Here is a 23,525-nt window from a genome sequence, read left to right on the forward strand (position 1 = left end):
CCGTGCCGAAGCGCGAAGACATCACGTCGATCATGGTGATCGGCTCGGGGCCGATCATCATCGGCCAGGCCGCCGAGTTCGACTACTCCGGCACCCAGGCGTGCCGGGTGCTGAAGGAGGAGGGCCTGCGGGTCATCCTCGTGAACTCCAACCCGGCCACGATCATGACCGACCCGGAGTTCGCCGACGCGACCTACGTCGAGCCGATCACCCCGGAGTTCGTCGAGAAGGTCATCGCCAAGGAGCGCCCCGACGCGCTGCTCGCGACCCTCGGCGGCCAGACGGCGCTCAACGCCGCCATGGCCCTGGCCGCGAACGGCGTGCTGGAGAAGTACGGCGTGGAGCTCATCGGCGCCAGCATCGAGGCGATCGACCGCGGCGAGAACCGCCAGGTGTTCAAGAAGATCGTCGAGGAGCTGGGCGGCGAGTCCGCCAAGTCGGTCATCTGCCACACCATGGAGGACTGCCTGGCCGCGGCCGGCGAGCTCGGCTACCCGATGGTGGTGCGGCCCTCGTTCACCATGGGCGGCACCGGCTCGGGCATGGCCTACGACGAGACCGACCTGCGCCGCATCGCCGGCGCCGGCCTGGCCGCCAGCCCCACCACCGAGGTGCTCCTCGAGGAGTCGATCCTCGGCTGGAAGGAGTACGAGCTGGAGGTGATGCGCGACAAGGCCGACAACGTCGTGATCATCTGCTCGATCGAGAACCTCGACCCGATGGGCACCCACACCGGCGACTCGATCACCGTCGCGCCGGCGATGACGCTCACCGACCGCGAGTACCAGAAGATGCGCGACCTGGCGATCGGCATCATCCGCGCCGTCGGCGTCGACACCGGCGGCTGCAACATCCAGTACGCCGTGAACCCGGTCGACGGTCGCCTGATCGTCATCGAGATGAACCCGCGGGTGTCGCGCTCCAGCGCGCTGGCCTCCAAGGCGACCGGCTTCCCGATCGCCAAGATCGCGGCGAAGGTGGCCATCGGCTACACCCTCGATGAGATCCCCAACGACATCACCACCCGCCCCGGCGGCCAGAGCACGCCGGCGAGCTTCGAGCCGGCGCTGGACTACGTCGTGGTCAAGGTCCCGCGCTTCGCCTTCGAGAAGTTCCCCGGTGCCGACCGCACGCTGACCACGCACATGAAGTCGGTCGGCGAGGCGATGGCGTTCGGCCGCAACTTCACCGAGGCGCTGCAGAAGGCGCTGCGCTCCCTGGAGAGCAAGGACGCGGTCTTCGACTGGCGCAAGGAGTACGTCGACCTCGACAAGGCCGCGCTGCTCGAGGAGATCAAGACCCCGACCGACGGCCGGCTCAAGCGGGTCATGGACGCGCTGCGCGCCGGCGCGACGGCGGAGGAGATCTTCGAGGCCACCGCGATCGACCCGTGGTTCGTCGACCAGCTCGTGCTGATCAACGAGATCGCGGTCGAGGTCACCGAGGCCCCCGAGCTCACCCCCGCGGTGCTGCGCAAGGCCAAGCGGCACGGCTTCTCCGATGAGCAGATCGGCCGGATCCGCGGCATGTCCGCCGACGTGGTGCGCGGGGTGCGCCACGCGCTGGGCATCCGCCCGGTCTACAAGACCGTCGACACCTGCGCGGCGGAGTTCGCCGCGCAGACGCCGTACCACTACTCCTCCTACGACGAGGAGACCGAGGTCGCGCCGCGCGAGCGGCCCGCGGTGATCATCCTGGGCTCCGGCCCGAACCGGATCGGGCAGGGCATCGAGTTCGACTACTCCTGCGTGCACGCCTCCCTCGCGCTCGCCGAGGCCGGCTACGAGACCGTGATGGTCAACTGCAACCCCGAGACGGTCTCCACCGACTACGACACCTCCGACCGGCTCTACTTCGAGCCGCTCACCCTCGAGGACGTCCTGGAGATCGTGCACGCCGAGCAGCAGGCCGGTCCGGTCGCGGGCGTCCTGGTGCAGCTGGGCGGGCAGACCCCGCTCGGCCTGGCCGCCGGGCTCAAGGCCAACGACGTCCCGATCGTCGGCACCTCGCCCGAGGCGATCCACCTCGCCGAGGACCGCGGCTCCTTCGGCCGGGTGCTCGCCCAGGCCGGGCTCACCGCGCCCAAGCACGGCACGGCCACCTCCTTCCCCGAGGCGCAGAAGATCGCCGCCGAGATCGGCTACCCGGTGCTGGTGCGCCCGTCGTACGTCCTGGGCGGGCGCGGCATGGAGATCGTGTACGGCGAGGACGCGCTGCGCGCCTACCTCGACAAGTACGTCGCGGCGGGCCTGATCTCCGTGGAGGCGCCGGTCCTGGTGGACCGGTTCCTCGACGACGCGGTCGAGATCGACGTGGACGCGCTCTTCGACGGCGAGGAGCTCTTCCTCGGCGGCGTGATGGAGCACATCGAGGAGGCCGGCATCCACTCCGGTGACTCCTCCTGCGCGCTGCCGCCGATCACCCTGGGCGCCCGCGAGATCGCCGACATCCGTCGGGCCACCGAGGGCATCGCCCGCGGGGTCGGGGTGCGCGGCCTGATCAACATCCAGTTCGCGCTGAGCGCCGACATCCTCTACGTCCTGGAGGCCAACCCGCGCGCCAGCCGCACGGTGCCGTTCGTCTCCAAGGCCACCGCGACGCCGCTGGCCAAGGCCGCGGCGCGGGTGATGCTCGGGGAGTCGATCGCCGACCTGCGCGCCGCCGGCGTGCTGCCCGCGCACGGCGACGGCGGCGACCTGCCCGCCGACCAGCCGATCGCGGTCAAGGAGGCGGTGATGCCCTTCAACCGGTTCAAGACCCCTGACGGGCAGAACGTCGACACGGTGCTCGGCCCGGAGATGAAGTCGACCGGCGAGGTGATGGGCTTCGACGCCGACTTCGGCACCGCGTTCGCCAAGAGCCAGGCGGCGGCGTACGGCCCGCTGCCCACGGCCGGCAAGGTGTTCGTCTCGATGGCGAACCGCGACAAGCGGCACATGATCTTCCCGATCAAGGTGCTCGCCGACCTCGGCTTCGAGATCCTGGCCACCCAGGGCACCGCGGAGGTGCTGCGCCGCAACGGCGTCACCGCCGGCATCGTGCGCAAGCACTTCGAGGGCGCGGGCGAGCACGGCGAGCCCACGTCGGTGCAGCTGATCGACAGCGGCGAGGTGCAGCTGATCATCAACACCCCCGACGGCTCCGACGGCACCGGCCACGCCCGCTACGACGGCTATGAGATCCGCACCGCGGCGGTCCGCGCCAACATCCCGTGCATCACCACGGTGCAGGGGCTCGGCGCGGCGGTGCAGGGCATCGAGGCCTCGCGTCGCGGCGACATCGGCGTGCGCAGCCTGCAGGACTGGGCATCGATCGTGCGACGGGCGAGGTGACCCGGGCGTGATCTACCGCAGCCTCTTCGACCACGTCCTGGTCCGCACGGACCCCGAGCAGGCCCACCACGTCGCGTTCCGTGCGCTGCGGGCGGGCGGGCCGGTCCTGGCCGGCCTCGCCCGGCTGGACCGCGCCGCCGGCCGGGCGCCCGGGCGCCCGGTGGAGGTCATGGGGCTGCGGTTCCCGCACGTGCTGGGGCTCGCGGCGGGGTTCGACAAGAACGCCGTGGGCATCGACGCGCTCGGCGCGCTGGGCTACGGCCACGTCGAGATCGGCACGGTCACGGGGGAGGCCCAGCCGGGCAACCCCCGCCCGCGGCTGTTCCGGCTGCCCGAGGACGGCGCGATCATCAACCGGATGGGCTTCAACAACGACGGCGCCGAGGCGGTCGCGGTGCGGCTCGCCGAGCGGCGCCGTCGCCGGACCCTGCGCGGCGGCGGTCCCGGCCCGGTGCTGGGCATCAACATCGGCAAGACCAAGGTCGTGCCCGAGGACGACGAGGCGGCGGTGCTCGCGGACTACCGCAAGAGCGCGGGCCTGCTCGCGCCGTACGCCGACTACCTGGTGGTCAACGTCAGCTCGCCGAACACCCCGGGCCTGCGCAACCTGCAGGCCGTGGAGCGGCTCGCGCCGCTGCTGGCGGCGGTGCGCGAGACCGCCGACGCCGCGGTCCCCGCGCGCCGGGTGCCGCTGCTGGTCAAGATCGCCCCCGACCTCGCCGACGAGGACGTGCGCGAGGTGGCCGACCTGGCCACCGCCACCGGGCTGGACGGCATCATCGCCACCAACACGACGATCTCGCGCGAGGGGCTGCGCTCCGCGCCCGAGAAGGTCGCGGCGATCGGCGCCGGCGGGCTCTCCGGTCGCCCCCTCACCGAGCGGTCCCTGGAGGTCCTGCGGCTGCTGCGGGCGCAGGTCGGTGACGACCTGGCCCTGGTCTCGGTCGGCGGCATCACCACCGTCGAGGACGCCCGCGCGCGCCTCGACGCCGGAGCCGACCTGCTGCAGGCCTACTCCGCGTTCATCTACGAGGGGCCGCTGTGGGCGCGCCGGATCGTCGCGGGCCTCGAGGGCCGTCAGGCATGATGCCGAGGTGAGTCCCGTGCACGCGACCGGCGAGCTGCTGGCCAGCCGCAAGGTCGGCGCGTACCACCACCTCAGCGTCGTCGCCCGCGGCGTCGCCGAGCAGTTCCGCCCCGGCACCTTCGTCGCGGCGAGCGTCGGCACCCCCGGGACCTCCGCGACCCTCGCGCCCCGGCCGCTGTGGATCCACCGGGTCCGCCCCGTCGGCGGCTACGGGCTCGCGCTCCAGCTGGTGCTCGAGGTCCGCGGGCCCGGCACCCGCTGGCTCGCCGAGCAGCCGGTCGGCGCCCGACTGGAGCTCACCGGGCCGCTCGGGCGCCCGTTCGCGCTGCCCAAGGAGCCCGTGGCGTGCGTGCTGGTGGGGGAGGGCTACTCCGCCGCCCCGCTGTTCCCGCTCGCCGAGCGGCTGCGCGAGCGCGGCTGCGCGGTGACCCTGCTCCTGGGCGCCCCCGACGAGGCGCACCTGCTCTCCGCCCTGGAGGCCCGGCGCTCCGCGCGCGCCGTCACCGTGGTGACCCGGGACGGCTCGGTCGGCCAGCGCGGCGAGATCGCGGGTGCGGTCGCGGAGGTGCTGCGCCGTGCCGAGGCCGCCGTCGTGTACGCCGCCGGGCCCGCGCCGATGCTGCACGCCGTGGCCGCCGCGGCCGAGACCCACGGCGCCTGGAGCCAGTGCGCGGTCGAGCGGCCGCTGGCCTGCGCGACCGGGCTGTGCCACGGCTGCCCGGTGCCGGTCGTCGGCGAGGACGGCGTGGCCCGCACCGTGCGCGCCTGCGTGGACGGCCCGGTCTTCCGGGGGGACCGGGTGCGCTGGGCCGAGGTGGTCCGATGAGCGGCCCGCGCAGCGCCCCGCAGATCCCCGGGCTGGCACTGCGCAACCCGGTCCTCACCGCCGCCGGGTGCGGCGGCACCGGCCGCGAGCTCGCGGCGTACACGCCCCTGGACGCGCTCGGCGCGTTCACCACCCGCACGATCACCCTCAACCCGCGCCCCGGCGGGCCCGTGCCGCGCGTGGTGGAGACGCCGTCCGGGCTGGTGCACTCCACCGGCTGCCCCAACCCCGGCCTCGAGGGCTTCTTGGCCACCGAGCTGCCGCCGCTGGTGCAGGCCGGCGCCCGCGTCGTGGTCTCGGTGGCCGCCGCCTCGGTGCAGGAGTACGCCGACCTGGTGGGCCGCCTCAGCCGCGCGCCGGGAATCGCCGCGGTCGAGGTCAACCTCTCCGCACCCGACGCCGCCGCGCACGGGCTGTTCGACGTGCGCGAGCCGTTCCACATCACCAGCGTGCTCACCGCCGTGCTGCGCGAGCTGCCGCCCGGCGTCCCGGTGCTGGCCAAGCTGCGGCCCGACGTGCTCCGCGTGGTGGAGGCGGCCCGCACCGCGGCCGAGTCCGGCGCCGTCGCCGTCGTCGTGGGCGGGCCGCAGCCCGCCGCGCTCCCGGACGGCCGCGCCGCCGGGCTCAGCGGCCCGGCCATCCGCCCGCTCGCGCTGCGCTGCGTCACCGAGGTGCGCGCGGCGCTGCCGTCGCTGCCCGTCATCGGCGCCGGCGGCATCGCCACGGCCGCCGACGCCCGGGAGTTCCTGCGCGCCGGGGCGACCGCTGTCCAGCTCGGCACGGCCCTGCTGCACGACCCGACCACCGCCGGCCGGCTGGTCGCCGCGCTCGCCTCCGACGGGCCGGACGGCGAGGACGGCGAGGAGAGCAGCGCCGAAGGCGCCGGCTCGGCCCCGGCGCCGCCCGCGCGACCGGCCCGCCCGGTCCAGATCAACACCGACCCCACCCAGGAGCACCGATGACCAGCACCGCCGTCCCGTTCGGCACCCGCCTGCACGCGGCCGTCGCCGAGCGCGGTCCGCTCTGCGTGGGGATCGACCCGCACGCCGCCCTGCTGCAGGCGTGGGGGCTCGGCGACGACGTCGCCGGCCTGGAGCGGTTCGCGCTGAGCACCGTCGAGGCGGTGGCGCCGCACGCCTCGGTCATCAAGCCCCAGTCGGCGTTCTACGAGCGCTTCGGCAGCCGCGGCGTCGCGGTGCTGGAGCGGGTGGTCGCCGAGTCGCGGGCCGCCGGCGCGCTGGTGCTGCTCGACGTCAAGCGCGGCGACATCGGCTCCACCTCCCAGGCCTACGCCGACGCCTACCTCGACCCGTCCTCACCGCTGGCCGTCGACGCGATCACCGCCAGCCCGTTCCTCGGGTTCGGCTCGCTGGACCCGATGGTGCACACCGCGCAGCGCCACGGCGCCGGCGTCTTCGTGCTCGCGCTGACCTCCAACCCGGAGGGCGCCGAGGTGCAGCACGCGGTGGCCGCCGACGGGCGCACGGTCGCCGGCACGGTGCTCGACTCGCTGCGCACGCTCAACGCCGCCGAGGTCGCGGCGGGCGCCCCGGCCGGCAGCTTCGGCGCGGTGGTCGGCGCCACGATCGGGGAGAGCGCCGAGGACCTCGACATCGCCGGCCCGCTGCTCGCCCCCGGGTACGGCGCCCAGGGCGGCACCCGCGAGGACCTGCGCCGCATCTTCGGCGCGGCCGCCCGCCACGTGCTGCCGAGCTCCTCGCGCGACGTCCTGCGGCTGGGCCCGGACGCCGCCGCGATGCGCGACGCGGTGCTGCGCGCGAACGACGAGCTCGCGGTCCTGCGCTGATGCGGGCGAGCGCCCGGGCCCGCCGGCGGGGCGCCGCGCTGGCCGGTGCGTGCGCGCTGACGCTCTCGGTCGCGCTCGCGGGCTGGGGGCAGGACGAGACCGAGTCCTACTGCGCGGAGGTCTCCGCGCGCCAGGACGAGCTCGCCGGGCACCTCGACGAGGGCGGCCCGGACGCGCTGCTGCGGGCGCTGCCGGTCCTCGAGGACCTCGGCGAGGAGGCCCCCGGCGACCTCGCCGACGAGTGGCACCAGGTGCTCGGGCGGCTGCGCGCGCTGGACTCCGCGCTGCGCGAGGCGGGCGTGGACCCCGCGTCGTACGACCGCGAGGAGCCGCCGGGCGACCTGAGCGGTGCGCAGCGCAGCGCGATCGACGGCGCCGCGGGCGAGCTGGTCTCCGAGCGCACCGCCGAGGCGATGGCGGGACTGGAGCAGCAGGCGCGCGACGTGTGCAAGACACCGCTGGTGCCGTAGCCGCGTGTGACCGGCGGCGCACCCGCGGGCCCACCGGCCCCGGCCGATTGCCGCCGCCTCCCGCTTCTGACTACATTGAGCAGCACCACGCCAGTGGGCGCCGCGGGTGACTGCGCGGCCCCGACACCGATGAAGAAGGACGCCCGTGGCTCTGCCCCCGCTCACCCCCGAACAGCGCCAGGCAGCACTCGAGAAGGCGGCCGCGTCCCGCCGCGAGCGGGCCGAGGTGAAGAACCGCCTGAAGAACTCCGGCGCCTCCATCATCGAGGTGATCCGCGAGGGACAGGTCAACGAGGTCGTCGGCAAGATGAAGGTCGTCGACCTGCTCCAGTCGATGCCCGGCCTGGGCAAGGTGCGGGCCCGCCAGACCATGGAGCGCCTGGGCATCGCCGAGAGCCGCCGCGTGCGCGGCCTCGGCGCCAAGCAGGTCGCGGCCCTCGAGGCCGAGTTCGCCTCGCGCGACGCGTGAGCACCCCCGAGCGCCGCTCCCGACTCGTCGTCCTGGCCGGCCCGACGGCCGTCGGCAAGGGCACGGTGGCCGCCGCTGTCCGCGAGGCGCACCCCGAGGTCTGGATCTCGGTCTCCGCGACCACCCGCCCGCCGCGTCCCGGCGAGGAGAACGGCGTCCACTACTGGTTCGTCTCCGACGCCGAGTTCGACCGGATGATCGCCGAGGAGGACCTGCTGGAGTGGGCGGTGGTGCACAAGGCCGCCCGCTACGGCACGCCGCGCCAGCCGGTCGAGCTCGCCCTGGCCAGCGGCCAGCCCGCGATGCTGGAGATCGACCTGCAGGGCGCGCGCCAGGTCCGCCGCACGATGCCCGACGCGTTGTTCGTCTTCTTGAGCCCCCCGTCGTGGGATGAGCTGGTGCGCCGACTCGTCGGTCGCGGCACCGAGACGGCCGAGCAGCGCGAGCGCCGACTGGAGACCGCACGTGTCGAGCTGGCGGCCGAGTCGGAGTTCGATATCACCATCGTCAACCATGAAGTTCACGAGGCAGCCGAGCAGTTGGTAGCCTTGCTGAAGCAACCACCGACAGATCTGTGAGGCGTTTTAGCGTGCCTGGACCCATCATCGACGCTCAGGGTGTCACCAACCCTCCGATCGACGACCTGCTCACCAAGACCGACAGCAAGTACAAGCTGGTGCTCTACAGCGCCAAGCGCGCACGTCAGATCAACGCCTACTACTCCCAGCTCGGCGAGGGCCTGCTGGAGTACGTCGGTCCGCTCGTGGACACCCACGTGCAGGAGAAGCCCCTCTCGATCGCGCTGCGCGAGATCAGCGAGGACCTGCTGACCTGCGAGGACATCGACCCGGCCGAGCTGGCTGCCGAGGCTGCGGCGCAGGCTGCCGCCGCGGACGCCGGCTTCAACGCCGAGGCGTGACCCACCCCGTGCTTCGCCGGTGAGCATCACCAGCGACCCCGGCTCCGAGGCCGTGTCCCCTGAGGGGGCACGGCCTGTTGCGCGTCCGCAGGTCGTCCTCGGGGTCTCCGGCGGCATCGCGGCGTACAAGGCCTGCGAGCTGCTGCGCCGCTTCACCGAGTCCGGCCACGACGTCACCGTCGTGCCGACCGAGTCCGCGCTGCGGTTCGTCGGCGCGCCCACCTGGGCCGCGCTCTCCGGCCGGCCGGTGGCCACCGAGGTCTGGGACGGCGTGCACGAGGTCCCGCACGTGCGCATCGGGCAGGCGGCCGACCTGGTCGTGATCGCCCCGGCGACCGCCGACCTGATGGCCAAGGCCGCCCACGGGCAGGCCGACGACCTGCTCACCAACACGCTGCTGACCGCGCGTTGCCCGGTGGTCTTCGCCCCCGCGATGCACACCGAGATGTGGGAGCACCCGGCCACCCGCGACAACGTCGCCACCCTGCGCCGCCGCGGCGCGATCGTGATCGAGCCCGCCGAGGGCCGCCTGACCGGCAAGGACACCGGCAAGGGGCGGCTGCCCGAGCCGGGCGAGATCTTCGAGCTCGCCCGCGACGTGCTGACCCGCGCCCGCAGCGGCGCCGCCGGCCCCGGTGACGACCTCGCCGGGCGCCAGGTCGTGGTCTCGGCCGGCGGCACCCGGGAGTACCTCGACCCCGTCCGCTTCCTGGGCAACCGCTCCTCGGGCCTGCAGGGCGTGGCCCTGGCCCGCGCCGCGGCGGCTCGTGGCGCCGAGGTGACGCTGGTGGCCGCCAACGTCGCGCTGCCCGACCCTGCCGGCATGAAGGTGGTGCGGGTCGAGACGACCGCCCAGCTGCGCGACGCCGTGGTCGGTGCCGCCGCCGGCGCCGACGCGGTCGTGATGGCCGCGGCACCCGCCGACTTCCGGCCCGCGAGCGTCAGCGAGGCCAAGATCAAGAAGGCCGCCGACGGCAGCGCCGCGCCGTTGGAGCTGGTGCAGAACCCCGACATCCTCCACGAGATCAGCACCCAGCGGGTGCGGGCCGACAGCGTCGTGGTCGGCTTCGCGGCCGAGACCGGCGACGCCACCGGCTCGGTGCTCGACCTCGCCCGGGCCAAGCTGGCCCGCAAGGGCTGCGACCTGCTCGTCGTCAACGACGTCAGCGGGGGAGCGGTGTTCGGTCAGCCCGACAACGAGGCAGTGATCCTCGCCGCCGACGGCGCCGCCGTCGAGGTGCCGCGCGGCTCGAAGGCCGCGCTCGCGCACGCGATCTGGGACCAGGTCGCCGCGCGGCTTACCTAAGTCGGCGTATGCCTGCGGACGCGCGAGCGTCCCGCATGGCGGACGTGCGGCTACGCTGAAGCAGCAATTCACGATTCTGAAAGTCGTTCCGGGGGCACCGGACGACGCACCATGACCGACCAGGACCGAATGGGAGCGAGCACGACTGTGGCTGGACGACTCTTCACCTCTGAGTCGGTGACCGAGGGTCACCCCGACAAGATCGCCGACCAGATCAGCGACTCCGTCCTCGACGCGATGCTCGCGCAGGACCCCACGAGCCGCGTGGCCGTGGAGACCCTGCTGACCACCGGCCTGGTCGTCGTCGCCGGCGAGGTCACCACCTCCGGCTACGTCGACATCAAGGAGAAGGTGCGCGAGCGCATCCTCGAGATCGGCTACGACTCCTCCGAGAAGGGCTTCGACGGCCACTCCTGCGGCGTCGTGGTCGCGATCGGCGGGCAGTCCGGCGACATCGCCCAGGGCGTCGACGAGGGCCACGAGAGCCGGGTCGACTCCTCCGAGGACGAGCTCGACCGCCAGGGTGCGGGCGACCAGGGGCTGATGTTCGGCTACGCCTGTGACGACACCCCCGAGCTGATGCCGCTGCCGATCAAGATCGCGCAGACGCTCTCCGAGCGGCTCTCCCAGGTCCGCAAGGACGGCACGCTGGACTACCTGCGTCCCGACGGCAAGACCCAGGTCACCATCGAGTACGACGAGGCCAACCGCCCGGTCCGCATCGACACCGTGGTGCTCTCGACCCAGCACGCCGAGGAGATCGACCTCGAGTCGACCCTCCAGCCCGACATCAAGAAGCACGTCATCGACCCGGTGCTGGCGACCTTCGACATCGACTCCGAGGGCTACCGCCTCCTGGTCAACCCGACCGGGCGCTTCGTGGTCGGCGGCCCCATGGGCGACGCCGGGCTGACCGGTCGCAAGATCATCGTCGACACCTACGGCGGCATGGCCCGCCACGGCGGCGGCGCGTTCTCCGGCAAGGACCCCTCGAAGGTGGACCGCTCCGCGGCGTACGCCATGCGCTGGGTGGCCAAGAACGTCGTCGCGGCCGGTCTGGCGACCCGCTGCGAGGCCCAGGTCGCCTACGCGATCGGCAAGGCCAAGCCGGTCGGCGTGTTCATCGAGACCTTCGGCACCGGCACGGTCTCCGATGAGCAGATCCAGCAGGCCGTGCTCGAGGTCTTCGACCTGCGCCCGGCCGCGATCATCCGCGACCTCGACCTGCTGCGCCCGATCTATGCCAAGACCGCTGCCTACGGCCACTTCGGCCGTGAGCTCCCCGAGTTCACCTGGGAGCGCACCGATCGCGCCGAGGCCCTCAAGGCCGCGCTGCGCGCCTGATCTGACCGGTCCCGCCCCCACCCCACCGCCACCCGGGGTGGGGGGTGGGCGCTGGTAGACATCTGTCCATGACCGCGCCGCTGGAGCACCCCGAGCTGCCGGGCATGGTGCGGGCCACTGTCAAGGAGTCCCAGGCCAAGGCCCGTGCGACGCGTGCGCGCAAGGCCGCGGAGGCCGAGATCACCGAGACCGAGCCGGTCGCCCGGGTGCTGGTCGACGTACCGCTGGCCCACCTGGACCGGCCCTTCGACTACGCCGTCCCGGTGGCGATGGCCGAGGCGGCGCAGCCCGGGGTGCGGGTCAAGGTCCGCTTCGCCGGCCAGGACGTCGACGGCTACGTCGTGGCCCGGGCCGCGAGCTCGGGGCACACCGGGCGCCTGGCCCCGTTGCGCCGGGTGGTGAGCGCCGAGCCGGTCCTCTCCCCGGCGGTGGCCGCGCTGTGCGGCGACGTCGCCGAGCGCTACGCCGGCACCCGCTCCGACGTGCTGCGGCTCGCGGTCCCGCCCCGCCACGCCACCGCGGAGAAGGCGCCGACCCCACCGGAGCCCGCGCTGGACGCGGTGGAGCAGGCGGTGCGCCGCGCGGTGCTCGTGCTGTCCCCGGGCGCGGCCCACGTCGAGCCCTTCCTGCGCGCGCTGCGCGAGGGCGCGGCGCCCCGCGTCGTCTGGGGCCCGGCGCCGGGGGAGGACTGGGCCCACGTGGTGGCGCTCGCCGCCGCGGTGACCCGCCTCGGCGGGCGAGGCAGCGTCGTGTGCGTGCCCGACGGTCGCGACGTCGACCGCCTCGACGCCGCGCTGCGCGACCTGCTCGGCGAGGGCCATCACGTCGTCCTGCGCGCCGATGCCGGGCCGGCGGCCCGCTACCGCGACTTCCTCGCGGTCGCCCGCGGCGAGCGGCGCATCGTGGTCGGCACCCGCTCCGCGGCCTTCGCCCCGGTGCACGACCTCGGCCTGGTGGTGATCTGGGACGACGGTGACGACCTGCACGCCGAGCCGCGCGCGCCGTACCCCCACACCCGCGAGACGCTCCTGCTGCGCGCCGAGCGCGAGGACACCGCCGCGCTGGTCGGCGGCTTCGCGCGCACCGTGGAGGCCTCCTACCTCGTGCGCACCGGTTGGGCCGAGGACCTGCTGCCACCGCGGACGCTGGTGCGCGAGCGGGTGCGGGTCGCGGTCGCCGGCGCCACCGACTTCGACCTGATCCGCGACCCGATGGCCCGCTCCGCGCGGATGCCGCGCCAGGTGCACGACGCCGTACGCATCGGGCTCGCGGAGGGGCCGGTGCTGGTGCAGACCCCGCGCTCGGGCTACGTCCCCTCGCTGGCCTGCGAGCGCTGCCGCACCCCGGCCCGCTGCGGGGCCTGCGCGGGCCCGCTGGCGCTGCGCGGGGCGACCCTGCCGCCGGCCTGCCGCTGGTGCGGCGTCGAGGCGCCACAGTGGGCGTGTCCCACCTGCGGCCACCACGGGCTGCGCGCGCCGGTGGTCGGCCAGGAGCGCACCGCCGAGGAGCTCGGGCGCGCGTTCCCCGGCGCCCGGGTGCTCACCTCCGCCGGCGACCGGGTGCTCGCCGAGGTCGACGAGCGGCCCGGCATCGTGGTCGCGACCCCGGGCGCGGAGCCGGTGGCCGCCGGCGGCTATGCGGTGGTGGTGCTGCTCGACGCGTGGCTGATGCTCGGGCGCACCGACCTGCGCACCGACGAGGAGGCGCTGCGCCGCTGGTCCAACGCGGTCGCGCTGGTGCGCCCCGGCGGCCGCGCGCTGATCGTGGGCGATCCCGGCCACCCCTCGGTCCAGGCGCTCGTGCGCTGGGACCACGCCGGCTTCGCCGAGCGCGAGACCACCGAGCGCCTGGAGGCGCACCTGCCCCCGGCCTCGCGGATGGCCACGATCACCGGCGAGCCCGGCCCGGTCGACGACGCCGTGACGCTGCTCGACCTGCCCCCGGCCACCGACGTGCTCGGCCCGGTGCCGGCGGGTGAGGAGGAGTGCCGGGTGGTGCTCCGCGCGCCCCGCGTGCACGGCGCGGCGCTGTCCCGCGCGCTCGGGGAACTGCAGCGGGTCCGCTCGGCGCGCAAGCTCGACGCCGTACGTATCCAGGTGGACCCGCCGACGCTCTGAGCCGCGGTCCTAGACTGTCCCGCGACCCTTCCACCACCCCGCACCAGCACGAGGAGCACATCCGCCTGTGGCGATCCAGCCCATCCGACTCTTCGGCGACCCGGTCCTGCGCCGTCCCGCGATCGAGGTCGTCGACTTCGACCGCGAGCTGCGCACGCTCGTGCAAGACCTCACCGACACCATGCGCAACGCGCCGGGTGCCGGCCTGGCCGCACCCCAGATCGGGGTCGGCCTGCGGGTCTTCACCTGGTGGGTCGACGGCGAGGTCGGCCACCTGGTCAACCCCGACCTGTCGCTGTCGGAGGAGACCCAGGACGGCCCCGAGGGCTGCCTGTCGCTGCCGGACCTGACCTACGACTGCCGGCGGGCCCGCTCGGTGGTGGCGCGTGGCTTCGACATGCACGGCGAGCCGGTGGTCATCGAGGGATCGGACCTGCTGGCGCGGGCGATCCAGCACGAGACCGACCACCTCGACGGGGTCCTGTTCATCGACCGCCTCGATCCCGAGGCACGCAAGGCCGCCATGCGCGAGATCCGCGAGGCGGAGTGGTTCGGCCTCGGCACGCCCACCGTCAAGGTCAGTCCACACCCCACCCACGGATTCGGAGTCTGAGAGCCCACATGCGCATCGTCTTCGCGGGGACCCCCGAGGTCGCCGTCCCCGCCCTGAACGCCCTGGCCGAGTCGCGCCACGAGCTCGTCGGCGTCGTCACCCGGCCCGACGCCCCGGCCGGTCGCGGCCGCAAGCTCCTCGCCAGCCCGGTCGCCCAGCGCGCCGAGGAGCTCGGCGTACCCGTGCTCAAGCCCGAGCACCCCCGCGACCCCGAGTTCCAAGAGCAGCTCAAGGCGCTCGAGCCGGACTGCTGCCCGGTGGTCGCGTACGGTGCGCTGCTGCCGCAGTCCGCGCTCGACATCCCCGAGCACGGCTGGGTCAACCTGCACTTCTCCTGCCTGCCCGCCTGGCGCGGTGCCGCGCCGGTACAGCACTCGATCTGGGCCGGCGACGAGGTCACCGGCGCGACCACGTTCCGCATCGTCAAGGCGCTCGACGCGGGCCCGACGTTCGGCGTGATGACCGAGCGGATCCGCCCCACCGACACCGCCGGCGACCTGCTCGGCCGGCTCGCCGAGGGCGGCGCCGGGCTGCTGGTCGCCACCCTCGACGGCATCGAGGACGGCTCGCTGGTCGCCCGCGAGCAGCCCGAGGACGGCGTCAGCTTCGCCCCGAAGATCCTGGTCGAGGACGCCCGCATCGACTGGACCCAGCCGGCCGCGCTGATCGACCGGCAGGTGCGCGCCTGCACCCCGGGCCCCGGCGCCTGGTCGACCTTCGAGGGCGAGCGGTTCAAGATCGGCCCGGTGAGCATCGAGGCTGTCGAGGGCGAGGGCGACGCCCTGGCGCCGGGCACCCTGGAGGTGCGCAAGAACGCCGTCCTGGTCGGCACCGGCACCGTCCCGGTGCGCCTGGGCGAGGTCAAGGCGTTCGGCAAGAAGCAGATGCAGGCCGCGGACTGGGCGCGCGGCACGCGGGTGCAGACCGGTGCCGTCCTCGGTGCCGAGTGACGACCGGCCGGCGCGTCCGGCGGACGTCGACGAGATCTGCCTGGGCCTGCCGCAGGTGGAGCTCGGCACGTCCTGGGGCGACGTGCCGACGTATCTCGTCGGCGGACGCGGCTTCGTGCTCTTCCGCAAGCCACACTCCTCGGCGCTGGACCCGGCGACCGGTGAGCCCTACGACGATCTGCTGGTGGTCGTGACTCCCGGCCCCGGCGAGAAGGCCGCGCTCGTCGACGACCCGCGGCTGCCGTTCTTCACCGTCGACCACCTCGCTCGCACCAACGCTGTGCTCGTGCAGCAGTCGCGTCTGGGGGAGGTCACGCGCGGTGAGCTGGCCGAGGTGATCACCGACGCGTGGGCCGCGCGGGCACCGAAGCGGCTCGTGCGCGAGCACCTGGGGGCCGACGATGGCTGAGCCGCGCCGCCGCGGACGCGGCCAGCGACCGGGCCAGGGGCAGGGCCAGCGGCCCGCGGGCAAGGCCAAGATCCCGACCGACCCGGCACGCACCGCCGCGCTGGCGGTGCTCCAGGCGGTGCGCGTCGACAACGCCTACGCCAACCTGGCGCTGCTGGCCGCCCTGCGCGAGCACGGCCTGAGCGGTCGCGACGCCGCGTTCGCCACCGAGCTGGTCTCCGGCACCCTGCGGATGCGCGGCACGTACGACGCGGTGCTGGGCGCCTGCGTGGACCGCTCGCTGGGCAAGGTCGAGGCCAAGGTGCTCGACGCGCTGCGCCTGGGCGCCCACCAGCTGCTCTCGATGCGGGTGCCCCCGCACGCCGCGATCAGCACCACCGTCGACCTGGCCCGCGCGCGGGTCGGGGCGGGTGCCGCGGCGTTCACCAATGCGGTGCTGCGCCGGGTCTCCGAGCACGACCTGGACACCTGGATCGAACGGGTCGCCCCGGACCCGGCCAAGGACCCCTCCGGTCACGCCGCGGTGGCCCACTCGCACCCGCGCTGGGTGGTCGACGAGCTGCGCAAGGCCGTCGGCGCCGACCAGCTCGACGCCCTGCTCGCGGCGGACAACCAGGCCCCGCGGGTGACGCTGGTGGCCCGCCCCGGGCGGGCCACGCCCGCGGAGCTGCCCGGCGAGCCCACGGCGTACTCGCCCTACGGGGTGGTGCTCGACGGCGGCGACCCCGGCGCGGTGAGCGCGGTCGCCGAGGGTCGGGCAGGGGTGCAGGACGAGGGCTCGCAGCTGGTCGCGGTCGCGCTGGCCGCCGCGCCGCTCGAGGGCTCCGACCGCACCTGGCTCGACCTGTGCGCCGGACCCGGCGGCAAGGCCTCGCTGCTCGCCGCGATCGCCGCCGAGCGCGGCGCCGGCCTGGTCGCCTCCGAGCGCCAGCCGCACCGCGCCCGCCTGGTCGCCCGGGCGCTGCAGGGCTCCGACGGGGTGCTCGGGGTGGTCGCCGCCGACGGCGTGCGCCCGCCGTACCGGCCGGGGTCCTTCGACCGGGTGCTGGTCGACGCGCCGTGCACCGGCCTGGGTGCCCTGCGGCGCCGTCCCGAGGCCCGCTGGCGGCGCAAGCCCGACGACCTGCTCGAGCTGGTGCTGCTCCAGCGGGCGCTGGTGGGTGCCGCGCTCGAGCTGGTCCGTCCCGGGGGCGTGGTGCTCTACGCGACCTGCTCGCCGGTGCTCGCCGAGACCGAGGGTGTCGTGCGCTCGGTGCTGACCGGACGGGACGACGTGACGCTGGAGGATGCCGCGCCGCTGCTGCCGCAGGTCCCGGACGCCGCCGGGCCGATGCCCGGGACGCTGCAGCTGTGGCCGCACCGCCACGGCACCGACGCGATGTTCCTGGCGCTGCTGCGGCGCGGCTGACCCGGTCGCTGGGCCGGTCGGGGTCAGTCGTCCAGCACGTGGCGCAGGTAGCGCTGCGGGGTGTCGAGGTAGGCGCGCCAGTGCTGGACCAGCTCGAGGTCCTCCCAGCGGACCTGCTGGTAGCCCCACTCGCCGACCTCGAGGACCGTCGCGCCGGGCAGGGCGGCGAGCACCGGCGAGTGGGTCGCGCACAGCACCTGCCCGCCCTCCTGGGCCACGCGGTGCAGGGTGTCGATCAGGCCCAGGGTCGAGGAGAAGGACAGCGCGGCCTCCGGCTCGTCGAGGCAGTAGAACCCGGGGGAGTCGAAGCGGGTGCGCAGCACCTCGAGGAAGGACTCGCCGTGGCTCATCTCGTGCAGGGCGGCCTCGCCGCTGGCGGCGTTGTCCTCGAGATAGGAGTAGAGGCCGTGCATGGTCTCGGCGCGCAGGAAGTAGCCCCAGCGTCCCGCGCCGATCCCGCGCTGCAGCCGCAGGTGGTGGCCGAGCGGTGACTCGCTGGGCCGGGTGCGGTGCCGGGCGCCGGTGGAGCCGCCCTCCGGGTTGAGGCCGTACGCCGCGGCGACCGCCTCGACCAGCGTCGACTTGCCGGACCCGTTCTCCCCGACCAGGAAGGTGACCCCGCGGGGCAGGTCGAGGCCCTCGCGGGCCAGCTGGGCCACCGCGGGGATCGTCATCGGCCAGCGCTCCTCGTCGAGGCCCGCGCCGGGCACGACGTCGATGCGTACGACGGGCGGCTGGTCGAAGTCCACGTCGTACACCGTAGGGGCGAGTGCCCGCTAGGTTGGCGGCATGCCAGCGTCGAAGCCGCCCGCGGTCGAGATCGAGGTCGAGGACCGCGTCGTACGGGTCAGCAACCCCGACCGGGTGTACTTCCCCGAGAGCGGCGCGACCAAGCTGGACCTGGTCGAGTACTACCTCGCGGTCGGGCCGGGCATCGTCAACGCGCTGTGGGAGCGCCCGTGCATGCTGCACCGCTTCCCGAAGGGGCTGGCGGGGGAGAAGGTCCACCAGAAGCGGCTGCCCGCCGGCGCGCCGCCGTGGGTGGAGACCGTGCAGCTGCACTTCCCGCGCTGGAACCGCACCGCCGACGAGCTGTGCGTCACCGAGCTGGCCAGCGTGATCTGGGCGGTGCAGATGTCGACGGTGGAGTTCCACCCGTGGAACAGCCGGCGCGAGGACACCGAGAAGCCCGACGAGTGGCGCATCGACCTCGACCCCGGGCCGGCCTGCGACTTCGCGACGGTACGCCGGGTGGCCGGTGTGGTGCACGAGGTCCTCGGCGAGCTCGGGGCGGTCGGCTACCCCAAGACCAGCGGCAGCAAGGGCATGCACGTCTATGTGCGGATCCCGCCCGAGCGCGGCTTCGGCGACGTCCGGCGCGCGGCCCGGGCGTTCGCCCGCGAGGTGGAGCGCCGCGCGCCCGAGGACGTCACCACCGCCTGGTGGACCAAGGACCGCGACCCCGCCCAGCTCTTCGTCGACTACAACCAGAACACGCGCGACCACACCATCGCCGCGGCGTACTCGGTGCGGGGCCTGCCCGACGCCCGGGTCTCCACCCCGCTGCGCTGGGACGAGGTCCCTGACGTCGACCCCCGTGACCTCACGATCTTCACGGTGCCGCAGCGCTTCGCCGAGCTCGGCGACCTGCACGCCGACATCGACGACCACGTCTTCGACCCCGCGCCGCTGCTGGAGTGGGCCGATCGCGACGAGCGCGACGGGGTGGACCCCGACCCCGAGGCCTGAGCACGCCGGCCCCGCCGTGCCGGGGATCACCCGGGGCGTCCGCGTTCGGCCCGCGAGCGCCGGGTAACGAGCCCCGGTGACCGCCTCCCCTCGCGATCGGGTCGACGAGACCGCCCGCACCGCCTTCGGGCACCACACGCTGCTGCCCGGCCAGGCCGAGGCGGCGGTTGCGCTGGTCGAGGAGCGCGACGTGCTGCTCATCGCGCCGACCGGGGCGGGCAAGTCGCTGGTCTACCAGCTCGCGGGCGCGCTGTCGGGAGGCTGGACGCTCGTGGTCTCTCCGCTGCTCGCGCTCCAGCAGGACCAGGTCGAGGCGCTGCTCGCCGCGCCCGGCGGGTTCCGCGCGGCCCGCCTGAGCTCGGCGGAGGGCGCCGCGCGGCGCGAGGAGGTCCTCGCCGACGTCACGCAGGGCGCCGTCGACTTCCTGTTCTGCTCCCCGGAGCAGCTTGCGAACGACGAGGTGCGCGCCCGCCTGGCCGCCTCCGGCCCGGCCCTGGTCGCGGTCGACGAGGCGCACTGCGTTTCCGCGTGGGGCCACGACTTCCGCCCCGACTACTTCCGCCTCGGTGAGCTGCTCGCCGATCTCGGACCCGGTGCGGCGCCCCGCCTGGTCGCGATGACCGCCACCGCCGCGCCGCCGGTGCGCGAGGACATCGCCGCACGCCTCGGCATGCGGGACCCGCGCACGATCGTGACCGGCTTCGCCCGCGACAACCTGGCCCTCGACGTCGTCCGCACCGAGAGCGCCGCCGACCAGCGGGCCAGCGTGCTGGAGCTGGCCACCCGGACCCCCGGGTCGGGCATCGTCTACTGCCGCACCCGTCCCGCCGCGCAGGAGTACGCCGACGCGCTCGTCGCCGCGGGGCGGCGGGCGGCGGTCTACCATGCGGGCCTCTCCCACCGGCGTCGCGCGCAGACCCACGAGGCGTTCATGGCCGACGAGGTCGACGTCGTGGTGGCCACCTCGGCGTTCGGGATGGGCATCGACAAGCCCGACATCCGGTTCGTGGTGCACGCCCAGGTCCCGGAGTCCCCGGACACCTACTACCAGGAGGTCGGCCGCGCCGGCCGCGACGGCGAGCCGGCCACGGTCACCCTGGTCTACCGGCCCGAGGACCTCGCGCTCGGCCGGTTCTTCTCCGGCGGGGTGCCGAAGCGCCGCGACGTCGAGGCGGTCCTGGTAGCGGTGGCCGCGGTGGGGGACGACCCCCGGGCGGTGCAGGAGTACACCGGTCTCGGACGACGCCGGGCCGGGCGGATCCTCAACCTGCTCGCGCTGGTCGCCGAGACCGGGGGCGCCGAGACCGGGGGTTCTGGTGACCGGCGCGCGAGGGTCGAGGCCGCGATCGAGCTGGCCGAGTCGCACCGCCGGTTGGAACGCTCCCGGGTGGACATGATGCGCGCCTACGCCGAGACCGATCGCTGCCGCGCGGAGTTCCTCGTCGGCTACTTCGGCGAACGGCTGGGGGAGCGTTGCGGGCGCTGCGACAGCTGCCGTGCGGGCACCGCACCGGAGCCGACCGACGAGGCCGGCGCGGCGTACCGGGTGCAGGACGAGGTGGTGCACGCGGACTTCGGCCGCGGCACCGTCACCGACCTCGAGGAGGACCGGCTCACCGTGCTCTTCGAGGCGGTCGGCTACCGCACGCTGTCGCTCGCCGTGCTCGAGGAGCACCGGCTGCTCACCCCCGCCTGAGGGTGTCCGGACCGGCTGCCAGTGGCGGTCGAGACGCGGCGGCCCCGTCGGTCGAGCTTGTCGAGACGATGCGGAAAAGCTCTTGTCGTCGAACGTGCGTTCGAGTAGAATGAGGCATGGCCGACTTCGAACTCCCGGACCGGGACACCCCAGCAGCCGTGCTGGCGTTCGCTCAAGCCCGCCGGGCCGCAGCCCAGCGGGCGGAGATCGACGTCCTGGAGGCCGCCCTGCTGTGGGCGGCGATGCACCCGGAGGAGTCGGTGTCCGACGCGGCGCCGACCACCGGGCTGGTGTTCGGGGAGCTCGCGGTGCCGCTGGCGGGTGAGGGCGCCCCGCTGGTCGCGGAGTTCGCGCCGATGGAGTTCGGTGCCGCGCTGGGCATGTCGACCGACGCCTCCCGTTCGCTGGTGGGTGACGCCCTGGAGCTGGCGCACCGGCTCAAGCGGACCTGGAAGCTCGTCCGCGCCGGCAAGGTCCCGCTGTGGAAGGCCCGCCGGCTCGCGCAGCTGACCCCCGCCCTGCCGCTGACGGGCGTCGCTTCGACGTCCACACCCGCGAGGTGACCCACGACGGCACCGTCCATGTGGAGGGGGTCCTCGACCTCGCCGACGCCCTTGACCTCGACACCGCGGTTCGCCAGGGCGCCGAGGAGCTCGCGACTCTCGGGTCGACGGAGTCCCTCGACGTGCGCCGCTCGATGGCGGCCGGTGAGCTCGCCCGACGGCAGCTCGCGTTCGACCTCCGCACCGAAGCCGGCAGCGCTGAGGGCGCCGCTTCGGTGGTGAAGCCGCGGCAGGTGGTCATCCACGTCCACCTCTCCGACGCCGCGATCAGCCGCGGCGAGGCCGGCCTCGCGCACGTCGAGGAGACCCGGTCGATCGTGTCGACCGACCAGGTCCGCGACTGGTGCAGTGGTGATGCCCAGGTGGTCATCAAGCCGGTGATCGACCTCGAGGCCCACCACCACGCCGACGCCTACGCGATCCCCGATCGGCTCGCCGAGCAGACCAAGCTCGCCGCGCCGGTCTGTGCCTTCCCGTGGTGTGAGCGCCCGGCTCGGCGTTGCGACACCGACCACGTCACCGCCCATGGGGACGGTGGCCCGACGTGCGGTTGCAACCTGGCGCCGTTGTGCCGGCGACATCACCGCGCCAAGACCCACACGGGTTGGACCTATGACAAGACCGACGCCGCGACGTACCTCTGGCGATCGCCCCACGGGCTCCACCTCGTGAAGGACCGGGGCACCACCCGGCTCGTCACCGCGCACCCGCCCGACGAGTAGATCGACCGCCCCGGACCCCGCCGGCACCACGTCGGTGGGGCCATACAGCTGCCTGGGTCTCGCCGGGCGCGACCAGCGGAGCACCCGACCCAGCGAGGCGTCGCGGGCTCTCGAGCACGCTCGTGCGGACCGCACTCCTCGCGGCAGATCCGGACGTCTGATAACACATGCACCCGTCCTCATCGGCGGCCATACTCACGACATGCACACCAAGGGGCGAGTCCCTGTCCTCCTCATGGCGATTGCTTCGGGCATGCTCGCCCTCACTGGCTGCCAGCAGACCGAACCAGCCGCCGCCTCCGGACCGAAGCCCGCTGCATCGTCGGCGGCCACACCGTCCGAGTCGACCGGTGCCGACGCAGTCGCCGCCAACCTCCTGCACGTCTGCGATCACGTGCAAGACGCCTTCCGCTCAGGCGGCCTCGACGATGCCGCGCAGAACCGCGCACTCGCTTCAGAGCTGCAGGGAATGATCGACGTTTCCGAAGCGGACGCAGCCCAGATGCTCCGCCCGATGGCCGAAGCCGCCGCGGCCATCGGCGCTGACGGCCGGTCCCCCGCGGAGCCGAGCCTGCAGAGAGCGCAAAGCCGCGCCTATGACGCGTTGCGCAGCACGTGCATCAGCGCGGGCTCGCAAGCCTGGAACTGGTAGAAGGGTCCTGAGTGGCTACCCACGCACATCGGCAGATCCGGTAACCGACGTCGCCCATAGGGACACCCAGTGAGACCCGCGCCGGGGCGAGCCCGCGCCCGGGGAGGCCGGGTCCGGTCACTAGACTTCGGCCCCGTGGGCCACATCCAGATCACGCCGAGCATCCTCAACGCCGACTTCGCACAGCTCGGGGCGGAGGTGGGACGGATCGGCAGCGCCGACTGGGTGCACGTCGACGTGATGGACAACCACTTCGTCCCCAACCTGACCTTCGGGCCCACGATGGTCGAGGCGCTCGCGCGCAGCACCGACATCCCGCTCGACGCGCACCTGATGATCGAGGACCCCGATCGCAACGCCGTCACCTACGTGGAGGCCGGCTGCTCCTCGGTGACCTTCCACGTCGAGGCCGCCAAGGCGCCGGTGCGCCTGGCCCGGGAGATCCGCAAGGCCGGGGGCCGCGCCAGCATGGCGCTCAAGCCCGCCACGCCGATCGAGCCCTACGAGGACCTGCTGCCCGAGGTGGACATGCTGCTGATCATGACCGTCGAGCCCGGCTTCGGCGGTCAGAAGTTCCTCGACCTGTGCCTGCCCAAGATCCGCCGGGCCCGCGCGCTGATGGACAAGCACGGCGTGGAGACCTGGCTGCAGGTCGACGGCGGGGTGTCCTTGGAGACCATCGAGCGCTGCGCCGAGGCCGGGGCCGACGTGTTCGTGGCCGGCTCGGCCGTCTACTCCGCCTCCGACCCCGACCGGATGGTCGCCGACCTGCGCGCCGCCGCGGAGGCGGTCCGCGCCTGATCGCCTCCCGCCCGGGCGCCCGGGCGGGCACGCGAAATTCCGCGTGTCGGAACCGACGTAGCGCCTCGGCGGGGCTGTGGCAGACTTCTGCCCAGACGAGTTCACAACTCGCGTGCTCTGGGGTCGGTGCAATTCCGAGCCGGCGGTGAAAGTCCGCGACCCGGTCACATCCAGTGACCGGCTGACCAGGTGTAACTCCTGGACCGACGGTTAAAGTCCGGATGGGAAGACGCACGCAGGTGACCCCGCTCGCCCCCTCGTGGGCGGGCCCGGGGCACCCTGTCC

Annotated in this window: 23 protein-coding genes and 1 riboswitch; of the genes, 22 read left to right on the forward strand and 1 reads right to left on the reverse strand. The window is 74.0% G+C overall.

Annotation, left to right across the window (positions count from 1 at the left end; genetic code table 11):
- Positions 1-2 precede the first annotated feature (2 nt).
- The 16 genes from carB (at position 3) to GFH29_RS08735 (ending at position 17,057) form a co-directional block, all read left to right on the forward strand.
- Complete coding sequence (carB, locus tag GFH29_RS08660) at positions 3-3,332, forward strand: carbamoyl-phosphate synthase large subunit (RefSeq protein WP_153322962.1); 3,330 nt, start codon at positions 3-5, stop codon at positions 3,330-3,332.
- 7 nt (positions 3,333-3,339) lie between these two features.
- Positions 3,340-4,419, forward strand: a complete 1,080-nt coding sequence (locus tag GFH29_RS08665; RefSeq protein ID WP_228387845.1) for a quinone-dependent dihydroorotate dehydrogenase — start codon at positions 3,340-3,342, stop codon at positions 4,417-4,419.
- Positions 4,420-4,426: 7 nt separating this feature from the next.
- Positions 4,427-5,245 carry a dihydroorotate dehydrogenase electron transfer subunit gene (locus GFH29_RS08670; protein ID WP_153322963.1) on the forward strand — a complete coding sequence of 273 codons (819 nt, stop codon included), beginning with the start codon at positions 4,427-4,429 and terminating at the stop codon, positions 5,243-5,245.
- On the forward strand, positions 5,242-6,207 hold the full coding sequence (locus tag GFH29_RS08675) for a nitronate monooxygenase (protein WP_153322964.1): 966 nt from the start codon (positions 5,242-5,244) through the stop codon (positions 6,205-6,207). Before GFH29_RS08670 ends, GFH29_RS08675 begins: the two co-directional genes overlap by 4 nt.
- Positions 6,204-7,052, forward strand: a complete 849-nt coding sequence (pyrF, locus tag GFH29_RS08680) for an orotidine-5'-phosphate decarboxylase (protein ID WP_153322965.1) — start codon at positions 6,204-6,206, stop codon at positions 7,050-7,052. The genes GFH29_RS08675 and pyrF overlap by 4 nt, the downstream gene beginning before the upstream one ends.
- Entirely contained in the window at positions 7,052-7,522 is a 471-nt protein-coding gene (locus GFH29_RS08685; RefSeq protein WP_153322966.1) for a hypothetical protein, read from the forward strand. Before pyrF ends, GFH29_RS08685 begins: the two co-directional genes overlap by 1 nt.
- A 145-nt stretch (positions 7,523-7,667) precedes the next feature.
- Entirely contained in the window at positions 7,668-7,991 is a 324-nt protein-coding gene (mihF, locus tag GFH29_RS08690) for an integration host factor, actinobacterial type (protein ID WP_153322967.1), read from the forward strand.
- Positions 7,988-8,569, forward strand: coding sequence for a guanylate kinase (gmk, locus tag GFH29_RS08695; RefSeq protein ID WP_153322968.1), 582 nt, complete (start codon positions 7,988-7,990; stop codon positions 8,567-8,569). Before mihF ends, gmk begins: the two co-directional genes overlap by 4 nt.
- Positions 8,570-8,580: 11 nt before the next feature.
- Entirely contained in the window at positions 8,581-8,910 is a 330-nt protein-coding gene (rpoZ, locus tag GFH29_RS08700; RefSeq protein ID WP_153322969.1) for a DNA-directed RNA polymerase subunit omega, read from the forward strand.
- Positions 8,911-8,962: 52 nt separating this feature from the next.
- On the forward strand, positions 8,963-10,216 hold the full coding sequence (coaBC, locus tag GFH29_RS08705) for a bifunctional phosphopantothenoylcysteine decarboxylase/phosphopantothenate--cysteine ligase CoaBC (RefSeq protein WP_228387887.1): 1,254 nt from the start codon (positions 8,963-8,965) through the stop codon (positions 10,214-10,216).
- Positions 10,217-10,363: 147 nt separating this feature from the next.
- Positions 10,364-11,560 (forward strand): methionine adenosyltransferase, encoded by a 1,197-nt coding sequence (gene metK, locus GFH29_RS08710; protein ID WP_153322971.1) that lies wholly within the window; start codon positions 10,364-10,366, stop codon positions 11,558-11,560.
- Between the two features lie 68 nt (positions 11,561-11,628).
- Entirely contained in the window at positions 11,629-13,677 is a 2,049-nt protein-coding gene (locus GFH29_RS08715; protein WP_153322972.1) for a primosomal protein N', read from the forward strand.
- 67 nt (positions 13,678-13,744) lie between these two features.
- Complete coding sequence (gene def, locus GFH29_RS08720; RefSeq protein WP_153322973.1) at positions 13,745-14,290, forward strand: peptide deformylase; 546 nt, start codon at positions 13,745-13,747, stop codon at positions 14,288-14,290.
- 8 nt (positions 14,291-14,298) lie between these two features.
- Positions 14,299-15,240: a methionyl-tRNA formyltransferase gene (gene fmt / locus GFH29_RS08725; RefSeq protein ID WP_153322974.1), complete on the forward strand. Its 942-nt coding sequence runs from the start codon at positions 14,299-14,301 to the stop codon at positions 15,238-15,240.
- The gene (locus GFH29_RS08730) at positions 15,230-15,649 is read left to right on the forward strand and encodes an MmcQ/YjbR family DNA-binding protein (RefSeq protein ID WP_153322975.1); all 420 of its coding nucleotides are present in this window, start codon (positions 15,230-15,232) and stop codon (positions 15,647-15,649) included. Before fmt ends, GFH29_RS08730 begins: the two co-directional genes overlap by 11 nt.
- Positions 15,642-17,057, forward strand: coding sequence for an RsmB/NOP family class I SAM-dependent RNA methyltransferase (locus tag GFH29_RS08735; protein WP_153322976.1), 1,416 nt, complete (start codon positions 15,642-15,644; stop codon positions 17,055-17,057). Before GFH29_RS08730 ends, GFH29_RS08735 begins: the two co-directional genes overlap by 8 nt.
- 23 nt (positions 17,058-17,080) lie before the next feature.
- Here the strand turns inward: GFH29_RS08735 and GFH29_RS08740 are convergent, their stop codons facing one another.
- The gene (locus GFH29_RS08740) at positions 17,081-17,806 is read right to left on the reverse strand and encodes an AAA family ATPase (protein WP_228387846.1); all 726 of its coding nucleotides are present in this window, start codon (positions 17,804-17,806) and stop codon (positions 17,081-17,083) included.
- Between the two features lie 40 nt (positions 17,807-17,846).
- Here GFH29_RS08740 and ligD point away from each other — a divergent pair, with 40 nt between their 5' ends.
- From ligD to rpe, 6 genes are all read left to right on the forward strand, one after another.
- Positions 17,847-18,806, forward strand: coding sequence for a non-homologous end-joining DNA ligase (ligD, locus tag GFH29_RS08745; RefSeq protein WP_153322977.1), 960 nt, complete (start codon positions 17,847-17,849; stop codon positions 18,804-18,806).
- Between the two features lie 76 nt (positions 18,807-18,882).
- A complete protein-coding gene (locus tag GFH29_RS08750; RefSeq protein WP_153322978.1) occupies positions 18,883-20,502 on the forward strand; it encodes a RecQ family ATP-dependent DNA helicase in 1,620 nt (539 codons plus the stop codon).
- A 116-nt stretch (positions 20,503-20,618) separates the two neighbouring features.
- Positions 20,619-21,065 carry a hypothetical protein gene (locus GFH29_RS08755; RefSeq protein WP_153322979.1) on the forward strand — a complete coding sequence of 149 codons (447 nt, stop codon included), beginning with the start codon at positions 20,619-20,621 and terminating at the stop codon, positions 21,063-21,065.
- On the forward strand, positions 21,062-21,787 hold the full coding sequence (locus tag GFH29_RS08760) for an HNH endonuclease signature motif containing protein (RefSeq protein WP_153322980.1): 726 nt from the start codon (positions 21,062-21,064) through the stop codon (positions 21,785-21,787). Before GFH29_RS08755 ends, GFH29_RS08760 begins: the two co-directional genes overlap by 4 nt.
- Before the next feature lie 202 nt (positions 21,788-21,989).
- Positions 21,990-22,439, forward strand: a complete 450-nt coding sequence (locus GFH29_RS08765) for a hypothetical protein (RefSeq protein WP_153322981.1) — start codon at positions 21,990-21,992, stop codon at positions 22,437-22,439.
- Between the two features lie 135 nt (positions 22,440-22,574).
- On the forward strand, positions 22,575-23,240 hold the full coding sequence (rpe, locus tag GFH29_RS08770) for a ribulose-phosphate 3-epimerase (RefSeq protein ID WP_153322982.1): 666 nt from the start codon (positions 22,575-22,577) through the stop codon (positions 23,238-23,240).
- Between the two features lie 108 nt (positions 23,241-23,348).
- Positions 23,349-23,479: riboswitch (FMN riboswitch) on the forward strand.
- The last annotated feature ends 46 nt before the right edge of the window (positions 23,480-23,525 follow it).

Origin of the sequence: Nocardioides sp. dk884, assembly GCF_009557055.1 — a bacterium.
Classification (GTDB): Bacteria; Actinomycetota; Actinomycetes; order Propionibacteriales; family Nocardioidaceae; genus Nocardioides.

What these genes read in the sequence shown, in the direction of transcription:
- GFH29_RS08675 (WP_153322964.1), top strand. Translation starts at nt 5,242, where the DNA reads ATGAGCGGCCCGCGCAGCGCCCCGCAGATCCCCGGGCTGGCACTGCGC.
- pyrF (WP_153322965.1), top strand. Translation starts at nt 6,204, where the DNA reads ATGACCAGCACCGCCGTCCCGTTCGGCACCCGCCTGCACGCGGCCGTC.
- GFH29_RS08685 (WP_153322966.1), top strand. Translation starts at nt 7,052, where the DNA reads ATGCGGGCGAGCGCCCGGGCCCGCCGGCGGGGCGCCGCGCTGGCCGGT.
- GFH29_RS08715 (WP_153322972.1), top strand. Translation starts at nt 11,629, where the DNA reads ATGACCGCGCCGCTGGAGCACCCCGAGCTGCCGGGCATGGTGCGGGCC.
- fmt (WP_153322974.1), top strand. Translation starts at nt 14,299, where the DNA reads ATGCGCATCGTCTTCGCGGGGACCCCCGAGGTCGCCGTCCCCGCCCTG.
- GFH29_RS08735 (WP_153322976.1), top strand. Translation starts at nt 15,642, where the DNA reads ATGGCTGAGCCGCGCCGCCGCGGACGCGGCCAGCGACCGGGCCAGGGG.
- ligD (WP_153322977.1), top strand. Translation starts at nt 17,847, where the DNA reads ATGCCAGCGTCGAAGCCGCCCGCGGTCGAGATCGAGGTCGAGGACCGC.
- GFH29_RS08755 (WP_153322979.1), top strand. Translation starts at nt 20,619, where the DNA reads ATGGCCGACTTCGAACTCCCGGACCGGGACACCCCAGCAGCCGTGCTG.
- GFH29_RS08765 (WP_153322981.1), top strand. Translation starts at nt 21,990, where the DNA reads ATGCACACCAAGGGGCGAGTCCCTGTCCTCCTCATGGCGATTGCTTCG.